Genomic DNA, 17,386 nt, shown 5'->3' on the forward strand with positions numbered 1-17,386 from the left:
GCGTTGTCCTTCAGTCTTCTTGTCTGTTCGTCTTGTTCAGGTCTTGCTGCCGCGCGGCTCATCCACGCATCAGGCGAGACAGGTCCCGCTTGCGGATGGCGCTGCCCAGGCTTTGATAGTCCCGCAGCGGGAATTCATGCTCCAGCCAGCGCTTTCGGTATTCCTCGACGCCCATGCCGCAATAAATACCGTCCAGCACGCGGTACACGCTGCGCACCACGTCCTCGCGGGCCATCTGCCCACGGGCCAGCACTTCATAGTCATCCATGGCGGTGATGCCCCAGCTGGCCCAGTCCGCGTACTGCCGCAGCTCGTATGAAAGGGTGTCGTGGCCACCCTCCATGCTCAGGTGCACTTCGCCGGGCTCGTCCATGAACACGGCGGCAGCGCGGTGCGCGCCCTTGGCCAAGGCCAGCGCCATGGCGGCCAGATCACCCAGCGAATCATGCAGGTAGGACACGGCACACACCAGTTCCTCCTCGGGCGTGCTGAACTTCAACGTCGCCCAGCCCGCCTTGCCCACCTCATAGCTCCATAGTTCTTCGAATGCGGCCATGGCCGTACCTCTCTTTTGTTTCTTCGTTGTCCGTTGTGTGCCGACCAGCCTGCCGGTCAACGCATCTTCACCAGCCCGTTGAGCACCTGGTCCAACCCTCCGAACACGGAGATCTTGTCGATGCGCTCGGCCACGCGTTCCAGCGTCTCCAGCTCCTTCATGCGCAGGGCCACGGGGTTGTCCTCCATGACCTTGGCGGTGTTGAGCAGCGAGCGCGTGGCCGCTGTTTCCTCGCGGCGGCGGATCACGTTGGCCTGGGCCTGCTTTTCGGCCTGCACCACCTGGGTCAGGATGGCCTTCATCTCGCCGGGCAGCACGATGTCCTTCACGCCCACGCTCTCCACCACCATGCCGAAGGGCTGCAGCTTGGCCGCCATGTGAGCGGTCACCACGTCGTCGATCACCGTCTTGTTCTCCAGCAGCTCATCGAGCGTGCGGGTGCCCACGGCGGCGCGCAGCGCGAACTGCAGCTCCCGGTACAGGTGCTCGGCGGGCTTTTGCAGCTGGGCAAAGGCGCGCAGAACGTCGGTGTGGCGATAGGTGGCGCTCAGGTTCAGGCGCAGGCTCACCTTGTCGCGGGTCATGATGTCCTGGCCCGAGACCTCGACGGCCTGCAGGCGCAGGTCCACCAGCTCCACGGCAATGCTGCGGCCGAACTTCCAGAACGCATGGCTGCCGGCCTGCAGCAGGCGGTCCACCTTGCCGTCGATGGTCAGCAGCGCGCACTGGCCTGCGGGCACCTGCACCTGCAGCACGCCGTTGAGGCCGGACACGCTGCGCTGGCGCAGCTGCGTCTGGGTCAGGCGCGCCGCCAGGGCGGCGGGCAGCTCGGCGCCGGCCTGCAGGTCGACCACCTGCACGCTCACATCCACCAGTCCCTTCCAGTACAGGCGGCGCGTGCCGGGCGGCAGGATCTCGACCAGCACGCCGTTTTCGCTGCGCAGGCCCGCCTCGGTTTCGGACAGTTCCACGCGCAGGAATTCGGCGGCCACCACGGCGGGCTCCTGGGCCATCAGGTAGTCGGCCAGGCCGTGCGTGAAGGCGGGCTGCTCCAGGGCAAAGGTTTCCACGCGCAGCTGGTCGGTGCCGGCAAACAGCCAGTGCCGGCCGCTGTGCAGCACGCGCTCGAAATCGCCATTGCGCAGCAGCAGGGCGCGTTCGTTCTTCTTGACGGTGATGCGTTGGATCTTCAGCATTTCTTCTTCTCCTCGTTCGGCGTCTTCGCCGCAATCCATAGGGGTGCCGTTACAGCAGCGGCAGGGTTCCAGGGGGCACGGCCCGGGCCTTGCAGTGCGCCGTGGCGGCAACCCTGGAAACAGGTTGCAGCGTGGCTGGCTGCGGGCGCGGACCGTGCCGGGACCTGGCACAGCCGCCGCTGCTGACGGGGGGGCGGCCTGGGGCTGCATCGCAACCCGGCGGCCACCTCCCGCGTTCGGCGGGTGGTCTTTCGACCGTTTCAATAGCCCGGCCTTGCGGCCGGAAGAGTGGACAGGAATCGAACCTGCGACAGTCCTCTTGCGAGGGTGCTCTACCAGACTGAGCTACCAGTGGCTGGCAAGCCTGGAGTCGAACCAGGCGTCCCTTGCGAGACGGTTTCCACAACCTTGCCGTCACCCAGCGCCTGCGGCGTGCGGCATGCGGGAAATCGACAAGCCCCTGGGGGCCCGGACTTCCGGCACCGGCGGGGCGGGCCTTTGCCCCAACCCCGGCCTGTGAGCGGTCACCGCCTGCACTGGATGCCTTGGTTATTGCGAGATGCGTGCCAGCCCGGCATCAGGCGCCAAACAATTCTTCAACCCCTTGATTTATTTGGATAAATCTCAAATCACACTTTTCTTGATTTCTTCTTCAATCCAAAGAAACTAGAATTTCAGCTATCCAACTAGACAAAAACATGGAAAAGAAAAAGGTCGTCATCGGCTTTCTGGGTACGCAGCTGGACTCCGGCAGGGGCGCGGGGCGCTGGGAGAAATGGCGGCCGACCCTCTCCCTCATGCAGCACGAGGATCTGGTGGTGGAGCGGCTGGAGCTGCTCTACACGCCGCCCCATCTGGCCCTGGCGCAGCTGCTGCAGGGCGACATCGCCACGGCATCGCCCGAGACCCAGGTGAACCTCGTGCCCATGGACATTGCCGATCCCTGGGATTTCGGCGAGGTCTATGCGCGGCTGTTCGACTGGACGCAGGCCTATCGCTTCGACCCCGAGCGCGAGGAGTACTGGACCCACATCACCACGGGCACGCACGTGGCACAGATCTGCCTGTTCCTGCTGGTGGAGTCGCGCCGCATTCCCGGCGTGCTGGCCCAGACTTCGCCGCCCCGGCGCCAGCGCATGGGCGACCCGGGCAGCTATGCGCTGATCGACCTGGACCTGTCGCGCTACGACGTGATCGCCCAGCGCTTCGGCGCCGAGCAGAGCGAGGCCGTGCAATTTCTCAAGAGCGGCATCGCCACGCGCAATGCCGGGTTCAACGCGCTGATCGACGAGATCGAGCGCGTGGCCGTGCGCTCGCGCGCGCCCATCCTGCTCACGGGTCCCACGGGTGCGGGCAAATCGCATCTGGCGCGGCGCATGTACGAGTTGAAGAAGGCCAGGCACCAGGTGCAGGGCGAGTTCGTCGAGGTCAATTGCGCCACGCTGCGCGGCGATGGTGCAGCCTCGGTGCTGTTCGGCCACAAGAAGGGCGCGTTCACGGGCGCTGCGGCCGACCGCGCCGGCCTGCTGCGCAGCGCGCACCAGGGCGTGCTGTTCCTGGACGAAATCGGCGAGCTGGGCCTGGACGAACAGGCCATGCTGCTCAAGGCCGTGGAGGAAAAGCGCTTCTATCCCATGGGCAGCGACCGCGAGGTCAGCAGCGATTTCCAGCTGGTCGCCGGCACGCACCGCGACCTGCGCATCGACGTGGCGCAGGGGCGCTTTCGCGAGGATCTGTTCGCGCGCATCAACCTGTGGTCCTACGCGCTGCCGGGCCTGGCCGGGCGCCCCGAGGACATAGAACCCAACATGGACCACCTGCTCGCGCGCTCGGCCGACGAGACCGGCCAGATGGTGCGCTTCAACGTGGAGGCCCGCGAGCGCTATCTGCGCTTTGCGCGCTCGCCCGAGGCGCTGTGGAGCGGCAACTTCCGCGACCTGTCGGCCAGCATGACGCGCCTGGCCACGCTGGCTGACGGAGGGCGCATCTCCACGGCCCTGGTCGATGCCGAGATCCAGCGCATGCAGTGGCTGTGGCAACGGGGCGAGGCAGCGCAGCCCGCCCCCGCCGGCGCCGGCTGCGGCCTTGATGCGCTGTTGCCCGCCGATAGGCTGGAGCAGATGGATCTTTTCGACCGCATGCAGCTCGAAGCGGTGCTGCGCGTGTGCAGGCAATCGCCCTCGCTGTCCGATGCGGGGCGCCGCCTGTTCGACCAGTCACGCACCCAGCGCAGCGTGGTCAACGATGCCGACCGCCTGCGCAAATACCTGCTGAAATTCGGCCTCAAATGGGATGACGTGGCCGGCCGCGCGCCTGCGGCCTGAGAGCGTGCGCGCCCTGCGCGGCTACAGCGCCTTGCGCAGCGTGGTCGGCGGGATCTTGAGCAGCTCGCGGTACTTGGCCACCGTGCGCCGCGCGCATTCGATGCCCTGCTCCTTGAGCATGTCGGCGAGCTGGTTGTCCGACAGCGGCTTCCTGGGGTCCTCGGCTGCGACGAACTGCTTGATGAGCGCGCGCACGGCCGTGCTCGACGCGTTGCCGCCCGCCTCGGTGCCCAGGCCCGAGCCGAAGAAATACTTGAGTTCGTAGGTGCCCTGCGGCGTGGCCATGTACTTGGCCGTGGTCACGCGGCTGATGGTGGATTCATGCAGGCCCAGCGCATCGGCAATGTCGCGCAGCACCAGCGGGCGCATGGCCAGCTCGCCATGCACGAAGAAGTTCTTCTGGCGCTCCACGATGGCCTGCGACACGCGCAGGATGGTGTCGAAGCGCTGCTGGATGTTCTTGATGAACCAGCGCGCCTCCTGCAGCCGCTGCTGCAACGCCGCATGGCCTTCGCTGCCCCGGTGGCTGCGCAGCGCGCTGGCATAGATGTCGTGCACGCGCAGCTTGGGCATGACATCGGGGTTGAGTTGCACGCTGAACTCCATGCGTCCCGCACCCATGCGCACCGGGCGCACGATGACATCGGGCACGACGATCTGGCGCTGCACGTCGGCGAAGCGCCGGCCCGGGCGCGGCTCCAGCCGGGCGATCAGGACCATCGCCTCGCGCAGCCGCTCCTCGCGCGCGCCGCACAGGCTGGCGAGCTTGCGCAGGTCACGCCGCGCCAGCAGGTCCATGGGCTGGGCGCAGATGTCCAGCGCGGTGCGCAGCACGGCCTGCCGATCTTCGTCCTCGGCACTGCCGTCGCCTTCGCGCTCGGCATCGGCCAGCTGGTCGCGCAGCTGCAGCGTCAGGCATTCGGCCAGGTCGCGCGCGCCCACGCCCACCGGCTCCAGGCTTTGCAACAGGCGCAACGCCACGGTGAAGCGGTGCACCAGTTCCTCGCACTCCTCCAGGTCGTCGCCCGCCAGGCCCTGTGCCAGCTCGTCGAGCGGGTCTTCCAGGTAGCCGTCGTCGTTGAGGTTCTCGATCAGAAAGCGCAGCGCGGCACGATCCACCTCGCCCAGGCGCAGGCTCAGGGCCTGGCGGTGCAGATGGTCGGTCAGGCTTTCTGCGCTGCGTGCCAGCTCGGTGGCATCGGTCTCGTCATCGTCACCCTGGCCGCGCGTGCGGCTGGAAGGCGCATCGCTGCCCCAGTCGCGGTCGTCGTTGCCCGAGTTGGTCTGGCCATCGCCTTCCCAGCTCAGGGACTCGGCCGTGCCAGAGGTCTCGGCGGCATCGCCGGAGGATGTGTCCGACGGCGCCTCCCATTCCACCGCAGCCGATGGCTGGTCCGCACGGCTTTCCTGGAAGGAGTCCGCGGCGCCGGGCGCCGCAGGCTCCGGGGCGCTGCTTGCCGCTTCGTGGTCGCCGTCGTCGTTCGCCAGCTCCAAGAAGGGGTTGTCGCCCAGCATCTGCTCCACTTCCTGCGCCAGCTCCAGCGTGGACAGCTGCAGCAGCTGTATCGACTGCTGCAGTTGCGGGGTGAGCGAAAGATGCTGGGAGACGCGCAGCGACAGTCCGGGCTTCAAGCGGCAGCTCCTTCGCGCAGGCAATCTCGCAGACGGGCCAGGCAGGGCATGGCGCTACATCCGGAAGTGTTCGCCGAGGTAGACGCGCCGCACTTCGGCGTTGTCCACGATCTCCTCGGGTGTGCCTTGGGCCAGCACATGGCCGTCGCTGATGATGAAGGCATGGTCGCAGATGCCCAGCGTCTCACGCACGTTGTGGTCGGTGATGAGCACGCCGATGCCGCGCGCCTTGAGAAAGCCGATGATGCGCTGGATCTCGATCACGGCGATGGGGTCGATGCCGGCGAAGGGCTCGTCCAGCAGGATGAAACGCGGCTGCGTGGCCAGCGCACGTGCAATCTCGACGCGGCGGCGTTCGCCGCCCGACAGCGCCAGCGCGGGCGATGCGCGCAGATGGTCCACGCGCAGCTCCTGCAGCAGCGCCGTCAGGCGCTCCTCGATGACGCTGCGCGCCAGCGGCCGGCCCTGCTCATCCCTTTGCAGCTCCAGCACGGCGCGCACGTTGTCCTCGACGCTGAGCTTGCGAAAGATCGATGCCTCTTGCGGCAGGTAGGACAGGCCCAGGCGCGAGCGCTGGTGGATGGGCATGTTTCCCACGGCCTGTCCGTCGATGAAGATGTCGCCGCCGTCGCTGCGCACCAGGCCCACGATCATGTAGAACGAGGTGGTCTTGCCCGCGCCATTGGGGCCCAGCAGGCCCACGACCTCGCCCTTCTTCACGGACAGCGACACGTCCTTGACCACCTTGCGGCTGCCGTAGGACTTGGCCAGATGGCGCGCCTGCAGGCTGCTGCCCTGTTCGGCGCGTGGGGAGGAAGCGTGGGCAGCGGGGGCTGAGGCCTCGGTACTCATCGCTTGGTACCACCAAGGCTGTCCAGGGTGTTGCTGGGCTGCAGGGATGTGCCCGGCGCGCCTGCGGCGGGAGCGCGCGGCTGCGAGCCCGGTGTGCCCTCCTTGGGCGCCAGCACGGCGCGCACGCGCCCGCCCTGGCCGGCGGTGGAGCTGGGCTGGCCGCCGCTGGTCTTTTGCCCATCGACGGTGAACACGTCGGTGAGGTTGTTGTAGACGATGATGGAGCCCGTGATCTCGTCGCTGAGCTGGCCGCCGCGATAGCGCCGCAGTTCGCCGCGGCGGATGAACTTCACGAGGTCGGCCTTGCCGTCGTATTCGATGACCTCGCCCTCGCCTTCCACGAATTCCTCGGGCTGGCCGGGAACGGTGTCGCGCTTTTGGCGGAAGAAGGCGCGCTTGCCCGCTTCGGCCGTGACCACGCCGTACTGAAAGCCTTCGGGGTCCTGGCGCACATCGAGCTGGGCACCGCGCAGCACGATGGTGCCCTTGGTCATCACCACGTTGCCGGTGAAGACGCTGGTCTGCTTGAGTTCGTCATGGCGCAGCGCGTCAGCCTCGATGTTCATGGGCTTGGTGCTGTCGGCCTTTTCGGCCTGGGCCAAACCGGCGAAAGCCGCCAGGGCGGCTGCGAGCAGGAGGGGGGAAAGTCGTTGTTTCATGGAGGGCACGCTTCTTGCATCCATTGTAGGGGGTGTCGCGCGCAACCGTTCCTGGCGTCTTTCAAGCCGGGGGGCAAAGCGCTGACACGAAGGCACAAAAAGAGGTTTCCAAAAGCGACAGGCCCGCTCAATGGCGGGCCTGTCACGGGTGGTCTGGGCCGAGGCCCCTACCTCAGCCCTTGCGGCTGGTGGCGATCAGCTGATCGACCACGCGCAGCACATTGGTCATGTTCCCGGCCTTGGTGCCATCGGTGTAGTAGCGGCCCGCCACGCCCATGGCCGGCACGCCTTCCACGTCATAGTCCTGCTGCAGCTGGGTGGCCTTGCGCACCTGGTTGGAGACCGTGAAGGAGTTGTAGACCTCCTTGAACTTGGCCACGTCCACGCCCTGCTTGCCCACCCAGGCGAAGATCTCGTCGTCCTTGGCCAGGCGGTTGCGTTCCACATGGATGGCGTGGAAGGCGCGCGCATGCATGGTGTCCAGCAGGTTCATGCCTTCAAAGGCGTAGTACAGCTTTTGCTGGGGCACGAAGCTGGCGTTGAATGCCACGGGCACGCGGTGCACGACCACGTCGGCCGGCGCCTGGTTCTTCCAGGCGGCAAAGGTGGGCTCGAATGCATTGCAGTGCGGGCAGCTGTACCAGAAGAACTCGACCACCTCGACCTTGCCGGCGCCGGCGCTGGTGGGTGCGGGCTTGGCCAGCTTGATGTAGTCCTTGCCCTCCTTGGGCGCTGCCGCCTGGGCCTGTGCGGCGGAGGTGCCCAGCGTCAGCGCGCTGGCAGCGGCTGCCGAGGCAGCCAGGGAAAAGTCGCGGCGATTCATCAAAACAAACTCCTCGTTCAATGCTGCAGATTAGGAGGCTGGGGTTTGCCAAAAAGTTCAGCGCTCTTGCTCAACGCTGTTTCAGCGAGCGGCGCGCACCAGCGTGGACTCGACCCCGGCGCCATCGAGCTTTTGCTTGAGTTGCTCGGCATCGTCGCGCTTGGTGAACGGACCCACGCGCACGCGGAAGATGGTGATGCCGTTTTGCTCTCGCTCGCTTACGCGCGCCTCCCATCCCAGCATGGCCAGCTTGGCCCGCTGCGCATCGGCATCGCCCTGGCTGCGGAAGGCGCCGGCCTGCACGAAGTAGTTGAAGGCAGCCTCGGCCTTTTCGGCTTTTTCCGTCTTCTCGGCAGCGGCGGAACGCGCCTTCACCAGATCACCCAGCGGGTCGGCGGAGGTCTTGCCATCGGCCTTGGTGTCGGGCTTGGCGGGCGGCTTGGCCGGGTCCACGGGCGCGGGCGGCGGCGTCACGCCGCCGGCCACGGCGGGCGGGGTGGGCGCTGCTGGCGTGGTGCTGCCGGGGAGGCTGGGCGTGACGGCAGCCGGTGGTGGCGGCGCCGGGTTCTTGCCCTGCAGCGGTGCGTTGGGGTCCCAGTTCTTGTTGCGCTGGGCCTCTGCCGCGTCCTGGTCGGCCGTCTTGCCGCCCTTGGAGAGAAAGGGCACGGGCACCTTGGTCACATAGACGGCGACGGCCAGGGCTGCTGCCAGCCCGACGATCATGCCGATGATGAGACCGATGACGGTGCCCCCACGTTGCTGTGTCTTCATAGATGGCTTGTCGCTCGAAGTTACATGCGTTGCGGGGCCGAGACGCCCAGCACTGCCAGGCCATTGTGCAATACCTGGCGCGTGGCCGAGATCAGCGCCAGGCGGGCGAGCTTGACCTTTTCATCGTCCACCAGGATGCGTTCCGCGTCGTAGTAGCTGTGGTACAGCGAGGCCAGTTCACGCAGGTAGAAGGTCACGTCGTGGGGCGCATTGCCTTCTGCGGCCGAAGTCAGCATGGCCGGGTACTTGGCCAACTGCAGCATCAGCGCCTGGGCCTGCGGGCCTTCCAGCGCCGACAGGTCCACGTCCTTGAGCGTGTCCGCATCGCCGCCCCAGGCTGCCAGCACCGAGCAGATGCGCGCATGGGCGTACTGCACGTAGTACACGGGGTTGTCATTGTTCTGGGCCACGGCCAGGTCCACGTCGAAGGTGTACTCGGTGTCGGGCTTGCGGGACAGCAGGAAGAAGCGCACCGCATCCTTGCTGGTCCACTCGATCAGGTCGCGCAGCGTGACGTAGGAGCCGGCGCGCTTGCTGATCTTGACTTCCTCGCCGCCGCGCACTACCCGCACCATGGTGTGCAGCACATAGTCGGGATAGCCGGCCGGAATGCCCACGTCGGCGGCCTGCAGGCCGGCGCGCACGCGTGCGATGGTGCCGTGGTGGTCCGTGCCCTGGATGTTGACGACCTTGGAGTAGCCGCGCTTGAACTTCTGGATGTGGTAGGCGACATCGGGCACGAAGTACGTGTAGTTGCCGTCCTGCTTGCGCATCACGCGGTCCTTGTCGTCACCGTAGTCGGTGGACTTGAGCCAGAGCGCGCCGTCGAGTTCGTAGGTGTGCCCGCCCGCGATCAGGCGCTGCACCGCGTCCTCGACATGACCGTTGGTGTAGAGGCTGGATTCGAGGTAGTACTCGTCAAAGTGCAGGTTGAAGGCCTGCAGGTCCTTGTCCTGCTCGTTGCGCAGATAGGCGACGGCGAACTGGCGGATGTTGTCGTAGTCCTCGACATCGCCGTTGGCCGTGAATTCGCGGTCATCGGCCTTGACGGTCTTGCAGGCCTTGAAATCGTCTGCGATGTCCTGGATGTAGGAGCCGTTGTAGAAGGCCTTGCTTTCCGGATTCTCGGGATCGATGGGCCAGCATTCGTCGCCGGGCTTGAAGCCCTTGGCGCGCAGCTGCGTGCTCTTGGTCAGCGTGTCGATCTGCACGCCCGCGTCGTTGTAGTAGAACTCGCGGTGCACGCCCCAGCCCTGGGTGGCATAGAGGTTGCAGATGGCATCGCCCAGCGCGGCCTGGCGGCCATGGCCCACGTGCAGCGGGCCGGTGGGGTTGGCGGAGACGAACTCAACCAGCATCTTGGCGCCACGGTCGGCCTGCCAGCCGAATTTCTCGGCCTGTCCCAGCACTTCGCGGATGATCTGCTGCTTGGCGGCGGGCTTGAGACGGATGTTCAGAAAGCCGGGGCCGGCGATCTCGATGGCATCGACCCAGCGCTGGAAAGCCGGCGTGGCCTCCAGCGCAGCCTTGAGCTGTTCACCGAGCGCGCGCGGATTGAGCTTGAGTGGCTTGGCCAGCTGCATGGCGGCCGTGCAGGCGAAATCGCCATGGGCAGCCACCTTGGGGGATTCGAAAGCGGCACGGGCACCGGCGCCGGGCGACAAAGTTTCAAGCTCGCCGGCCAGAGCCGCGAGCAGTTCCTGTTTGACGGAGAGCATCGGCGGATTCTACGTGGCAGGCCCGCCCCATGCCGCCAGACAGGAAAACCGGGCCTACATGCCCCGCGCCCAGAACACCGCCACCACAGCGATCACAGGCACCACATGCGCCTGCCACATCACCCAGCGGCGCGTGCTGGCCACCTCGGCCGGCTGGGGCAGGCCATGGCCAGCATCCAGCGCGCGGCGCCAGCGGCGGAAGGCCAGCGTGGGCTTGATCGACAACACGGCGCCGACCACGAACAAAGTCATCTTCAGATGAAACAGTGGCTGCGAGACGTACCAGGACATGCCCTTGACGCCCCACACCAGGCGCGCAATGCCGGTGAGCACCAGGAACACCACCGCCAGCCCGTAGATCATGTCCAGCCGCGCCAGGCGCTGGACCACGGCGGCACTCATCCACTCGCTGCGGCACAGCGCCGCCTGGCTGGACAGGAACACCACGAAGGTGAGGATGGCCAGCAGGTGGAGGCTGGCCAGAATGGCTTCTATCGTCATGGGGAATCCGTATAGAAATTGAGCCTCTTGGGCCATGCTGCATTACGCCAGAAACGGCGACCGCCATCGGGATGCCCGAGGCAATCGGTAGACCACTGCGGTCCTCCCGTCGCGCCGGCTCTTGCGTCGTTACTTCGGCAGTTCCGCGCGCAACCAGTCATCCAGCAGCGTCTTCTCGTAGCGCAGGGGATCGTTGGGATACAGGTCGGGGCGCATCATGAAGGTCGCATCGCGCAGTTGGCGGCTGCCCTCGCGCAGCAGCTTTCCGTCGGCATCCAGCAGCTTGAAACGCAGGTCGATGCGCGGCGGATAGATATCGCGGACGATGCGCACATCGGCGGCCTGGGGTCCGCGCCAGGGCTCGAAACTGCCGGCACGCTGCACATCGGTGAGGTGGACTTCCAGCCGCTGGCCCTGGGGCAGCCTGGGCGCGGCCCGTTCGGCCAGGAACTGGGCCAGCGCATCGACCCAGGCGCGGCGCGCCTTCTCGGACTCCTGGGGTCCATTGCGCCCGGCATCGAACCGCGAGGGATCGTCAAAGGTCACGCTCACGATGCCGGCAGGCACCGCGCCCTGCCGCATCCCGTCCGGCCGGCCCTGCCCCGGCCCCTGGACGGCGCAGCCTGCCAACATGCCCAGGCAGGCGGCGCCCAGCGCCATGCGCATCCAGCGCCGCCGTCCTGGGGCCGCGCCCTGCGTTGCGAATACCGCTTCCGTCGCGATCGACACTGCCATGCTCATTCCTCCTTGCTGGGCGGCCCGCTCAGGCCGCGTGGGTTCGACGCCAGAATTCCGGCTGCTCGTAATGGTGCTTGAGATAGTCGATCCACAGCCGCACGCGCAGCGGCATGTGCTTGCGCTGGGGAAAGACCACGAAGATGCCGTTCGGTGGGGCCGCAAATTCCTCCAGCACCGCCACCAGGCGCCCGGCGGCGATCTCGGCCTCCACCTCCCAGGTGCTGCGCCAGGCAATGCCCCAGCCGCCCAGGCACCAGTCGTGCAGCACCTGGCCGTCGGAGCAGTCCAGCGGACCGCCCGGCTTGAAATGCACGACTTCGCTGGTACCGCTGTCCGGGTGCGGAATGCGGAAGGCCCAGCCGCGCGTCTGCGAGGCATCGCTGGACAGCGTCAGGCAGTCATGCTGGGTCAGCTCGCTGGGGTGGCGCGGCGTGCCGCGGCGCTCCAGATAGGAGGGCGTGGCCACGCACTGGCGCCGGTTGTCGGCGATGCGCACGCTGACCAGGGCCGAGTCGGGCAGGTCGCCTACCCGCACCGCGCAGTCAAAGCCCTCACCGGCCAGATCGACCACGCGGTCGCTCAGATTCAGGGAAATCGTCACATCGGGGTGCAGGTCCCGAAAACGCGGCACCAGAGGCGCCACATGCCGCCGACCAAAGCCTGCCGGCGCCGTGATGCGCAGATGTCCTGTGGCCTTGACCCCGCCCGCACTGACGCTGGCCTCGGCGTTGGACACATCGGACAAGAGGCGCTGGCAATCCTCGAGAAAAGCGCTGCCCTCGTGCGTGAGCGAGATGCGGCGTGTGGTCCGCACCATGAGCTTGACGCCCAGGTGCTCTTCCAAGGCATCCAGCCGCCGCCCCATGATGGCTGGCGCCACGCCTTCCGCCTTGGCCGCTGCCGTGAGGCTGCCGCGCGTGGCCACCGATACGAATGACTCGAATGCCTTGAGCTTGTCCATGACTGCTGTCCGTTTCTTTTCCGTGTTCTTGTGGGGCATGCGCATGCATGCCTGTCTCCTGGGGTCCGCCTTTTTGCGCAGTAGGCACTGGCTGTCTGCCATTTGCCCTTCGCACCGGGCTGCATGCCAATTTCCGATGGTTTTGGCAGGCTCATAACCTTCCCACATTTTTGCGTAAAAGTCACGAGTTTTAAGATTTATGGTCTATTTATGTATGCAAATAAATCTAATAAAGTATTCCTTATAGTCAGGCCCGTAAAGGGTCCAGGCCAGTCTTTCCATCCATCCAACCGGGGTTCCCACCATGACCGATCGCACCCAAGCCCACAGCCTGCAGGTGGCCACAGAGCTGCACCGCTTCATCAATGAACAAGTGCTCCCGGGCACGGGTGTCGCGCCCGAGGCATTCTGGAAAGGCTTCGACGAGATCGTCAACGACCTCGCCCCCCGCAATGCCGCCCTGCTGGCCGAACGCGACCGCCTGCAGGCCGAGCTGGACACCTGGCACAAGGCCCATCCCGGCCCCATCACCGACATGGCCGGCTACCAGCAGTTCCTGACGCAGATCGGCTATCTGGTCGAGCAGCCCAAGGATGCCAAGGCGACCACCACCAACGTGGATGCGGAACTGGCCATCCAGGCCGGCCCCCAGCTGGTCGTGCCCATTCTCAACGCCCGCTATGCGCTCAACGCCGCCAACGCGCGCTGGGGCTCGCTGTATGACGCCCTGTATGGCACGGATGCCATCGGCGAGGACGGCGGCGCGGAAAAGGGCAAGGGCTACAACCCCGTTCGCGGCGCCAAGGTCATCGCCTTCGCACGTGATTTCCTGGACCAGGCCGCCCCGCTGGCCTCGGGCTCGCACAAGGATTCCGCCGGCTACCGCGTGGAAGGCGGCCAGCTGGTCGTCGCGCTCAAGAACGGCGGCACCACGGGCCTGAAGAACACCGCCCAGTTCGTCGGCTACCAGGGTGATGCCGCAGCACCCTCTTCCGTGCTGCTGCTCAACAACGGCCTGCATATCGACATCCGCATCGACAAGACCACGGCCATCGGCCAGACCGATGCCGCCGGCGTGGCCGACGTGGTGGTCGAAGCCGCCCTGTCCACCATCCTGGACCTGGAAGACTCCGTGGCGGCCGTGGATGCCGAGGACAAGGTGGTGGGCTATGCCAACTGGCTGGGCATCCTCAAGGGCACGCTGACCGAGACCTTCGACAAGGGCGGCAAGAGCATGACGCGCGGCCTGAATGCAGACCGCGAGTACACCGGCGCCGACGGCAAGCCCGTCAGGCTGCATGGCCGTTCGCTGATGTTCGTTCGCAACGTCGGCCACCTGATGACCAACCCGGCCATCCTCTGGGGCAACGGCAAGGAAATCCCCGAAGGCATCCTGGACGCCATGGTCACCACGGCCATCGCCGTCCATGACATCAAGGGTCTGGGCGCCAACGGCATCCGCAACTCGCGCACGGGCAGCGTCTACATCGTCAAGCCCAAGATGCACGGCCCTGCGGAAGCCGCCTTCGCCAGCGAGCTGTTCGGCCGCGTGGAAAAGGTGCTCGGCCTGCCCGAGAACACCGTCAAGCTGGGCATCATGGACGAGGAGCGCCGCACCAGCGTCAACCTCAAGGCCTGCATCGCCGCTGCCGCATCGCGCGTGGCCTTCATCAACACCGGCTTCCTGGACCGCACGGGCGACGAAATGCACACCGCCATGTATGCCGGCCCCATGGTCCGCAAGGCCGACATGAAGGGAAGCGCCTGGCTGGCCGCCTATGAGCGCAGCAACGTGCTCGTGGGCCTGGGCCTGGGCCTGCGCGGCAAGGCGCAGATCGGCAAGGGCATGTGGGCCATGCCCGACCTGATGAAGGCCATGCTGGAGCAAAAGATCGGCCACCCCAAGGCCGGCGCCAATACCGCCTGGGTGCCCTCGCCCACGGCCGCCACGCTGCACGCCCTGCACTACCACCAGGTCAACGTGGCCGAAGTGCAAAAGCAGCTGGAGCAGACCAATGCCGACGCCGAGCGCGCCAACATCCTGGCCGACCTGCTGCAGGTGCCCGTGGTCAAGGAAGACAAGTGGAGCGCCGCCGAAAAGCAGCAGGAGCTGGACAACAACGTCCAGGGCATCCTCGGCTATGTGGTGCGCTGGGTGGACCAGGGCGTGGGCTGCTCCAAGGTGCCCGACATCCACAACGTGGGCCTGATGGAAGACCGCGCCACGCTGCGCATCTCCAGCCAGCACATCGCCAACTGGCTTCAGCACGGCATCGTGACCGAGGCGCAGGTGCGCGAGACCTTCGAGCGCATGGCCGCCGTGGTCGACCAGCAGAACGCGGGCGATGCGCTGTACAAGCCCATGGCCGGCCACTTCGACACCTCGATGGCCTACCAGGCTGCCTGTGACCTGGTCTTCAAGGGCAAGGAGCAACCCAGCGGCTACACCGAGCCCCTGCTGCATGCCTGGCGCCTGAAGGTCAAGGCCGCCGCCTGACGCGGGCGGCGCCCGGCGCTTGAAAAAGCACCCAGGCTTGCCTGAGGTGCTTTTTTCATGGGCCTACACTCGGAACCACGATGAGTGCCCCTCCCTCCGATGCCAGCCTGTGTCCGCTGTGCGGCCGCAGCAATCAATGCGCCATTCTTGCGGGCGTTGATCCGCTGAACTGCTGGTGCATGGACACGCCGGTGGCACCCGATGCATTGGCCCGCATTCCGGAGCCCCTGCGCAACAAGGCCTGCCTGTGCCCCGCCTGCGCACTTGGCACCGACAAGCCTCGACCGCCCGCGTCGGCCGATATGATGTCGCCGACCCAACCCCCTAGACCTTGATCCCTGAGGAGATTGACATGCCCACGTACCACGTCGAAATGATGGAAGGCCGCACCGTCGAACAAAAGCGCAAGCTGGTCGAAGAGATCACGCGCGTCTCGGTCGAAGTCCTCGGCGGCTCGCCCGAATCGGTGGACATCCTGATCACCGACATCAAGCGCGAAAACTGGGCCACGGGCGGCAAGCTCTGGTCCGAACGCAGCTGAGGACTTTTCCTCCAACGCATGCAAAAGGCAGCTTCGGCTGCCTTTTTCCATGAAGCTGCAGCTTTACTTGCGCATTTCTCCAAGTGCCTGCAGCGCACTGGCAGCCACGGTCCACGGCACAGGATGGGAGTCTCTGGCCTGCCAGTACCTGGCAACCCCATCCATGGAAACCTGGGTCAAAACCACCTGGGCGGCGCCGGCCGCATAGGCTTGAAAAGCGGCATCGGTCATCCGTGCCTGGTAGCCAGAGAGATCGCCTCTACGGAAAAGCGCCCATGCGCCTTCGACACACTGCAGCTGCAGGCGCAGATGTGCATCGCCAGACAGCAACGCTTGCACGAACAGATCGCGCGTGGCTTCATACGTCGTGGGAGCAGCACACAGCAGTGCAATCGTGACTGGGGATCTCTCTGCAAGGCAGCGGCCACCTTGCGGGCCAGCATGCCATCGGCACGCCAGACCTTGCCACTGCGGCAATCCGCCACGGCCGGACCCAGGGTCGAACAGGTCAGCAGCACGGCATCGATATCGATATCGGCAGGGTCTGCCAGCGCATCAAGCTGCCCTGCTGTTTTCCGCCGAAGCGCCGCATCCATGCCGCCAGCAGCCTCCGCCTCCAACAACAGTTCCTCATGCACCTGATGAACGATTGAGTGGGCCGGCCAGCCCAGTTCGGCAGCAGCCTGCTCGAAGATCACGGCGTTGCTGTGCGCCGTATGCAGACAGAGGATGGGCATGGGTTTCTTCCGTTTTTTTGCCGTTGCACCGCATTGTGCTTGCAGCTGCTGCGCCAGGCGTTAGGCTATGGCTTGAACTACGCAAACAACGATACTGCCATGTGCCAGCTGCTTGGAATGAACTGCAACACGCCCACCGACGTGCGCTTCAGCTTCTCGGGGTTCACCCAGCGCGCGGGCAATACCGGCGACCATACGGACGGCTGGGGCATCGCCTTCTTCGAGGACAAAGGGCTGCGCCACTTCGTGGGCTATGAGCGCGCCATCGACTCACCCATCGCCAAGCTGATACGCGAGTACCCGATCAAGAGCCGCAACGTCATCGCCCACATCCGCAAGGCCACGCAGGGCGCGGTAAGCCTGCAGAACTGCCACCCCTTCGTGCGTGAACTGTGGGGCCGCAACTGGGTCTTCGCTCACAACGGAGATCTCAAGGGCTTCGCTCCCAAACTGCATGCCCACTTCCATCCAGTAGGCAACACCGACAGCGAGCAGGCCTTCTGCTGGATTCTCCAGGAGCTGTGGAAGTCGCATGCCGGCCTGCCCAGCGTGCAGGAACTCACCCACACGCTGCGCGAGCTGGCCAGGCGCATCTCGCCGCATGGAACCTTCAATTTCCTGCTGTCCAACGGCGAAGCGCTGTGGGCCCATGCCACCACGCACCTGTGCTATATCGAACGACGCCACCCCTTTGCCCAGGCCCATCTGTCGGATGAAGACCTGGCGGTGGACTTCGCCCGGGAAACCACACCCCAGGACCGCGTGGCCATCATCGTCACGGCGCCATTGACCAAGAATGAGACCTGGACCTCAATCCAGTCGGGCGAACTCAAGGTCTTTGTACAGGGCGAATGCCTGCCGCTTTGAACCATTGCGTATT

General features: G+C 65.9%; 18 protein-coding genes. 5 read left to right on the top strand and 13 right to left on the bottom strand.

Annotation, left to right across the window (positions count from 1 at the left end):
• Positions 1-58 precede the first annotated feature (58 nt).
• The gene (locus DTS01S_RS27380; protein ID WP_046239904.1) at positions 59-556 is read right to left on the bottom strand and encodes a hypothetical protein; all 498 of its coding nucleotides are present in this window, start codon (positions 554-556) and stop codon (positions 59-61) included.
• 56 nt (positions 557-612) lie between these two features.
• On the bottom strand, positions 613-1,752 hold the full coding sequence (locus DTS01S_RS27385) for a slipin family protein (protein WP_046239905.1): 1,140 nt from the start codon (positions 1,750-1,752) through the stop codon (positions 613-615).
• A 698-nt stretch (positions 1,753-2,450) separates the two neighbouring features.
• On the opposite strand from DTS01S_RS27385, the gene rtcR reads away from it, so the two are divergent.
• A complete protein-coding gene (gene rtcR, locus DTS01S_RS27395) occupies positions 2,451-4,076 on the top strand; it encodes an RNA repair transcriptional activator RtcR (RefSeq protein WP_046239906.1) in 1,626 nt (541 codons plus the stop codon).
• Between the two features lie 21 nt (positions 4,077-4,097).
• On the opposite strand, the gene DTS01S_RS27400 is transcribed toward rtcR, so the two are convergent.
• The 9 genes from DTS01S_RS27400 to DTS01S_RS27440 form a co-directional block, all read right to left on the bottom strand.
• Positions 4,098-5,708, bottom strand: a complete 1,611-nt coding sequence (locus DTS01S_RS27400; protein ID WP_061289794.1) for an RNA polymerase factor sigma-54 — start codon at positions 5,706-5,708, stop codon at positions 4,098-4,100.
• Between the two features lie 54 nt (positions 5,709-5,762).
• A complete protein-coding gene (lptB, locus tag DTS01S_RS27405) occupies positions 5,763-6,560 on the bottom strand; it encodes an LPS export ABC transporter ATP-binding protein (RefSeq protein WP_016450697.1) in 798 nt (265 codons plus the stop codon).
• Positions 6,557-7,219, bottom strand: a complete 663-nt coding sequence (lptA, locus tag DTS01S_RS27410) for a lipopolysaccharide transport periplasmic protein LptA (RefSeq protein ID WP_016454602.1) — start codon at positions 7,217-7,219, stop codon at positions 6,557-6,559. The genes lptB and lptA overlap by 4 nt, the downstream gene beginning before the upstream one ends.
• Before the next feature lie 172 nt (positions 7,220-7,391).
• A complete protein-coding gene (locus DTS01S_RS27415) occupies positions 7,392-8,042 on the bottom strand; it encodes a thiol:disulfide interchange protein DsbA/DsbL (protein ID WP_016450695.1) in 651 nt (216 codons plus the stop codon).
• 81 nt (positions 8,043-8,123) lie between these two features.
• Entirely contained in the window at positions 8,124-8,813 is a 690-nt protein-coding gene (locus DTS01S_RS27420; protein ID WP_016454601.1) for an SPOR domain-containing protein, read from the bottom strand.
• Between the two features lie 20 nt (positions 8,814-8,833).
• Positions 8,834-10,531, bottom strand: coding sequence for an arginine--tRNA ligase (gene argS, locus DTS01S_RS27425; RefSeq protein WP_016450693.1), 1,698 nt, complete (start codon positions 10,529-10,531; stop codon positions 8,834-8,836).
• A gap of 54 nt (positions 10,532-10,585) precedes the next feature.
• A complete protein-coding gene (locus DTS01S_RS27430) occupies positions 10,586-11,032 on the bottom strand; it encodes a DUF2214 family protein (RefSeq protein WP_061289798.1) in 447 nt (148 codons plus the stop codon).
• A 129-nt stretch (positions 11,033-11,161) separates the two neighbouring features.
• Complete coding sequence (locus tag DTS01S_RS27435) at positions 11,162-11,767, bottom strand: DUF3016 domain-containing protein (protein ID WP_061289801.1); 606 nt, start codon at positions 11,765-11,767, stop codon at positions 11,162-11,164.
• A 28-nt stretch (positions 11,768-11,795) separates the two neighbouring features.
• Positions 11,796-12,731, bottom strand: a complete 936-nt coding sequence (locus DTS01S_RS27440) for a LysR family transcriptional regulator (RefSeq protein ID WP_026062476.1) — start codon at positions 12,729-12,731, stop codon at positions 11,796-11,798.
• Positions 12,732-13,035: 304 nt separating this feature from the next.
• Here DTS01S_RS27440 and DTS01S_RS27445 point away from each other — a divergent pair, with 304 nt between their 5' ends.
• The 3 genes from DTS01S_RS27445 to DTS01S_RS27450 all read left to right on the top strand — a co-directional run bounded on the left by DTS01S_RS27445 (position 13,036) and on the right by DTS01S_RS27450 (position 15,769).
• Positions 13,036-15,228, top strand: a complete 2,193-nt coding sequence (locus DTS01S_RS27445) for a malate synthase G (RefSeq protein ID WP_016450689.1) — start codon at positions 13,036-13,038, stop codon at positions 15,226-15,228.
• Positions 15,229-15,308: 80 nt separating this feature from the next.
• Positions 15,309-15,563 carry a cysteine-rich CWC family protein gene (locus tag DTS01S_RS30110; protein WP_074932084.1) on the top strand — a complete coding sequence of 85 codons (255 nt, stop codon included), beginning with the start codon at positions 15,309-15,311 and terminating at the stop codon, positions 15,561-15,563.
• Between the two features lie 17 nt (positions 15,564-15,580).
• A complete protein-coding gene (locus DTS01S_RS27450; RefSeq protein WP_012202595.1) occupies positions 15,581-15,769 on the top strand; it encodes a 4-oxalocrotonate tautomerase in 189 nt (62 codons plus the stop codon).
• Between the two features lie 63 nt (positions 15,770-15,832).
• Here the strand turns inward: DTS01S_RS27450 and DTS01S_RS31355 are convergent, their stop codons facing one another.
• Entirely contained in the window at positions 15,833-16,000 is a 168-nt protein-coding gene (locus tag DTS01S_RS31355; protein WP_017405744.1) for a hypothetical protein, read from the bottom strand.
• Positions 15,997-16,506, bottom strand: a complete 510-nt coding sequence (locus DTS01S_RS27455; RefSeq protein ID WP_254788061.1) for a hypothetical protein — start codon at positions 16,504-16,506, stop codon at positions 15,997-15,999. Before DTS01S_RS27455 ends, DTS01S_RS31355 begins: the two co-directional genes overlap by 4 nt.
• A gap of 99 nt (positions 16,507-16,605) precedes the next feature.
• Here DTS01S_RS27455 and DTS01S_RS27460 point away from each other — a divergent pair, with 99 nt between their 5' ends.
• On the top strand, positions 16,606-17,373 hold the full coding sequence (locus DTS01S_RS27460; RefSeq protein ID WP_026062477.1) for a class II glutamine amidotransferase: 768 nt from the start codon (positions 16,606-16,608) through the stop codon (positions 17,371-17,373).
• The last annotated feature ends 13 nt before the right edge of the window (positions 17,374-17,386 follow it).

The sequence above is a fragment of the Delftia tsuruhatensis NBRC 16741 genome (assembly GCF_001571325.1).
Lineage (GTDB): Bacteria > Pseudomonadota > Gammaproteobacteria > Burkholderiales > Burkholderiaceae_C > Comamonas > Comamonas tsuruhatensis.

Bases quoted from the DNA above. Each gene is read 5' to 3' on its own strand.
- DTS01S_RS27380 (WP_046239904.1), bottom strand. From the start codon at position 556: ATGGCCGCATTCGAAGAACTATGGAGCTATGAGGTGGGCAAGGCGGGC.
- DTS01S_RS27385 (WP_046239905.1), bottom strand. From the start codon at position 1,752: ATGCTGAAGATCCAACGCATCACCGTCAAGAAGAACGAACGCGCCCTG.
- rtcR (WP_046239906.1), top strand. From the start codon at position 2,451: ATGGAAAAGAAAAAGGTCGTCATCGGCTTTCTGGGTACGCAGCTGGAC.
- lptB (WP_016450697.1), bottom strand. From the start codon at position 6,560: ATGAGTACCGAGGCCTCAGCCCCCGCTGCCCACGCTTCCTCCCCACGC.
- lptA (WP_016454602.1), bottom strand. From the start codon at position 7,219: ATGAAACAACGACTTTCCCCCCTCCTGCTCGCAGCCGCCCTGGCGGCT.
- DTS01S_RS27415 (WP_016450695.1), bottom strand. From the start codon at position 8,042: ATGAATCGCCGCGACTTTTCCCTGGCTGCCTCGGCAGCCGCTGCCAGC.
- DTS01S_RS27420 (WP_016454601.1), bottom strand. From the start codon at position 8,813: ATGAAGACACAGCAACGTGGGGGCACCGTCATCGGTCTCATCATCGGC.
- argS (WP_016450693.1), bottom strand. From the start codon at position 10,531: ATGCTCTCCGTCAAACAGGAACTGCTCGCGGCTCTGGCCGGCGAGCTT.
- DTS01S_RS27430 (WP_061289798.1), bottom strand. From the start codon at position 11,032: ATGACGATAGAAGCCATTCTGGCCAGCCTCCACCTGCTGGCCATCCTC.
- DTS01S_RS27435 (WP_061289801.1), bottom strand. From the start codon at position 11,767: ATGGCAGTGTCGATCGCGACGGAAGCGGTATTCGCAACGCAGGGCGCG.
- DTS01S_RS27440 (WP_026062476.1), bottom strand. From the start codon at position 12,731: ATGGACAAGCTCAAGGCATTCGAGTCATTCGTATCGGTGGCCACGCGC.
- DTS01S_RS27445 (WP_016450689.1), top strand. From the start codon at position 13,036: ATGACCGATCGCACCCAAGCCCACAGCCTGCAGGTGGCCACAGAGCTG.
- DTS01S_RS30110 (WP_074932084.1), top strand. From the start codon at position 15,309: ATGAGTGCCCCTCCCTCCGATGCCAGCCTGTGTCCGCTGTGCGGCCGC.
- DTS01S_RS27450 (WP_012202595.1), top strand. From the start codon at position 15,581: ATGCCCACGTACCACGTCGAAATGATGGAAGGCCGCACCGTCGAACAA.
- DTS01S_RS31355 (WP_017405744.1), bottom strand. From the start codon at position 16,000: ATGACCGATGCCGCTTTTCAAGCCTATGCGGCCGGCGCCGCCCAGGTG.
- DTS01S_RS27455 (WP_254788061.1), bottom strand. From the start codon at position 16,506: ATGCCCATCCTCTGTCTGCATACGGCGCACAGCAACGCCGTGATCTTC.
- DTS01S_RS27460 (WP_026062477.1), top strand. From the start codon at position 16,606: ATGTGCCAGCTGCTTGGAATGAACTGCAACACGCCCACCGACGTGCGC.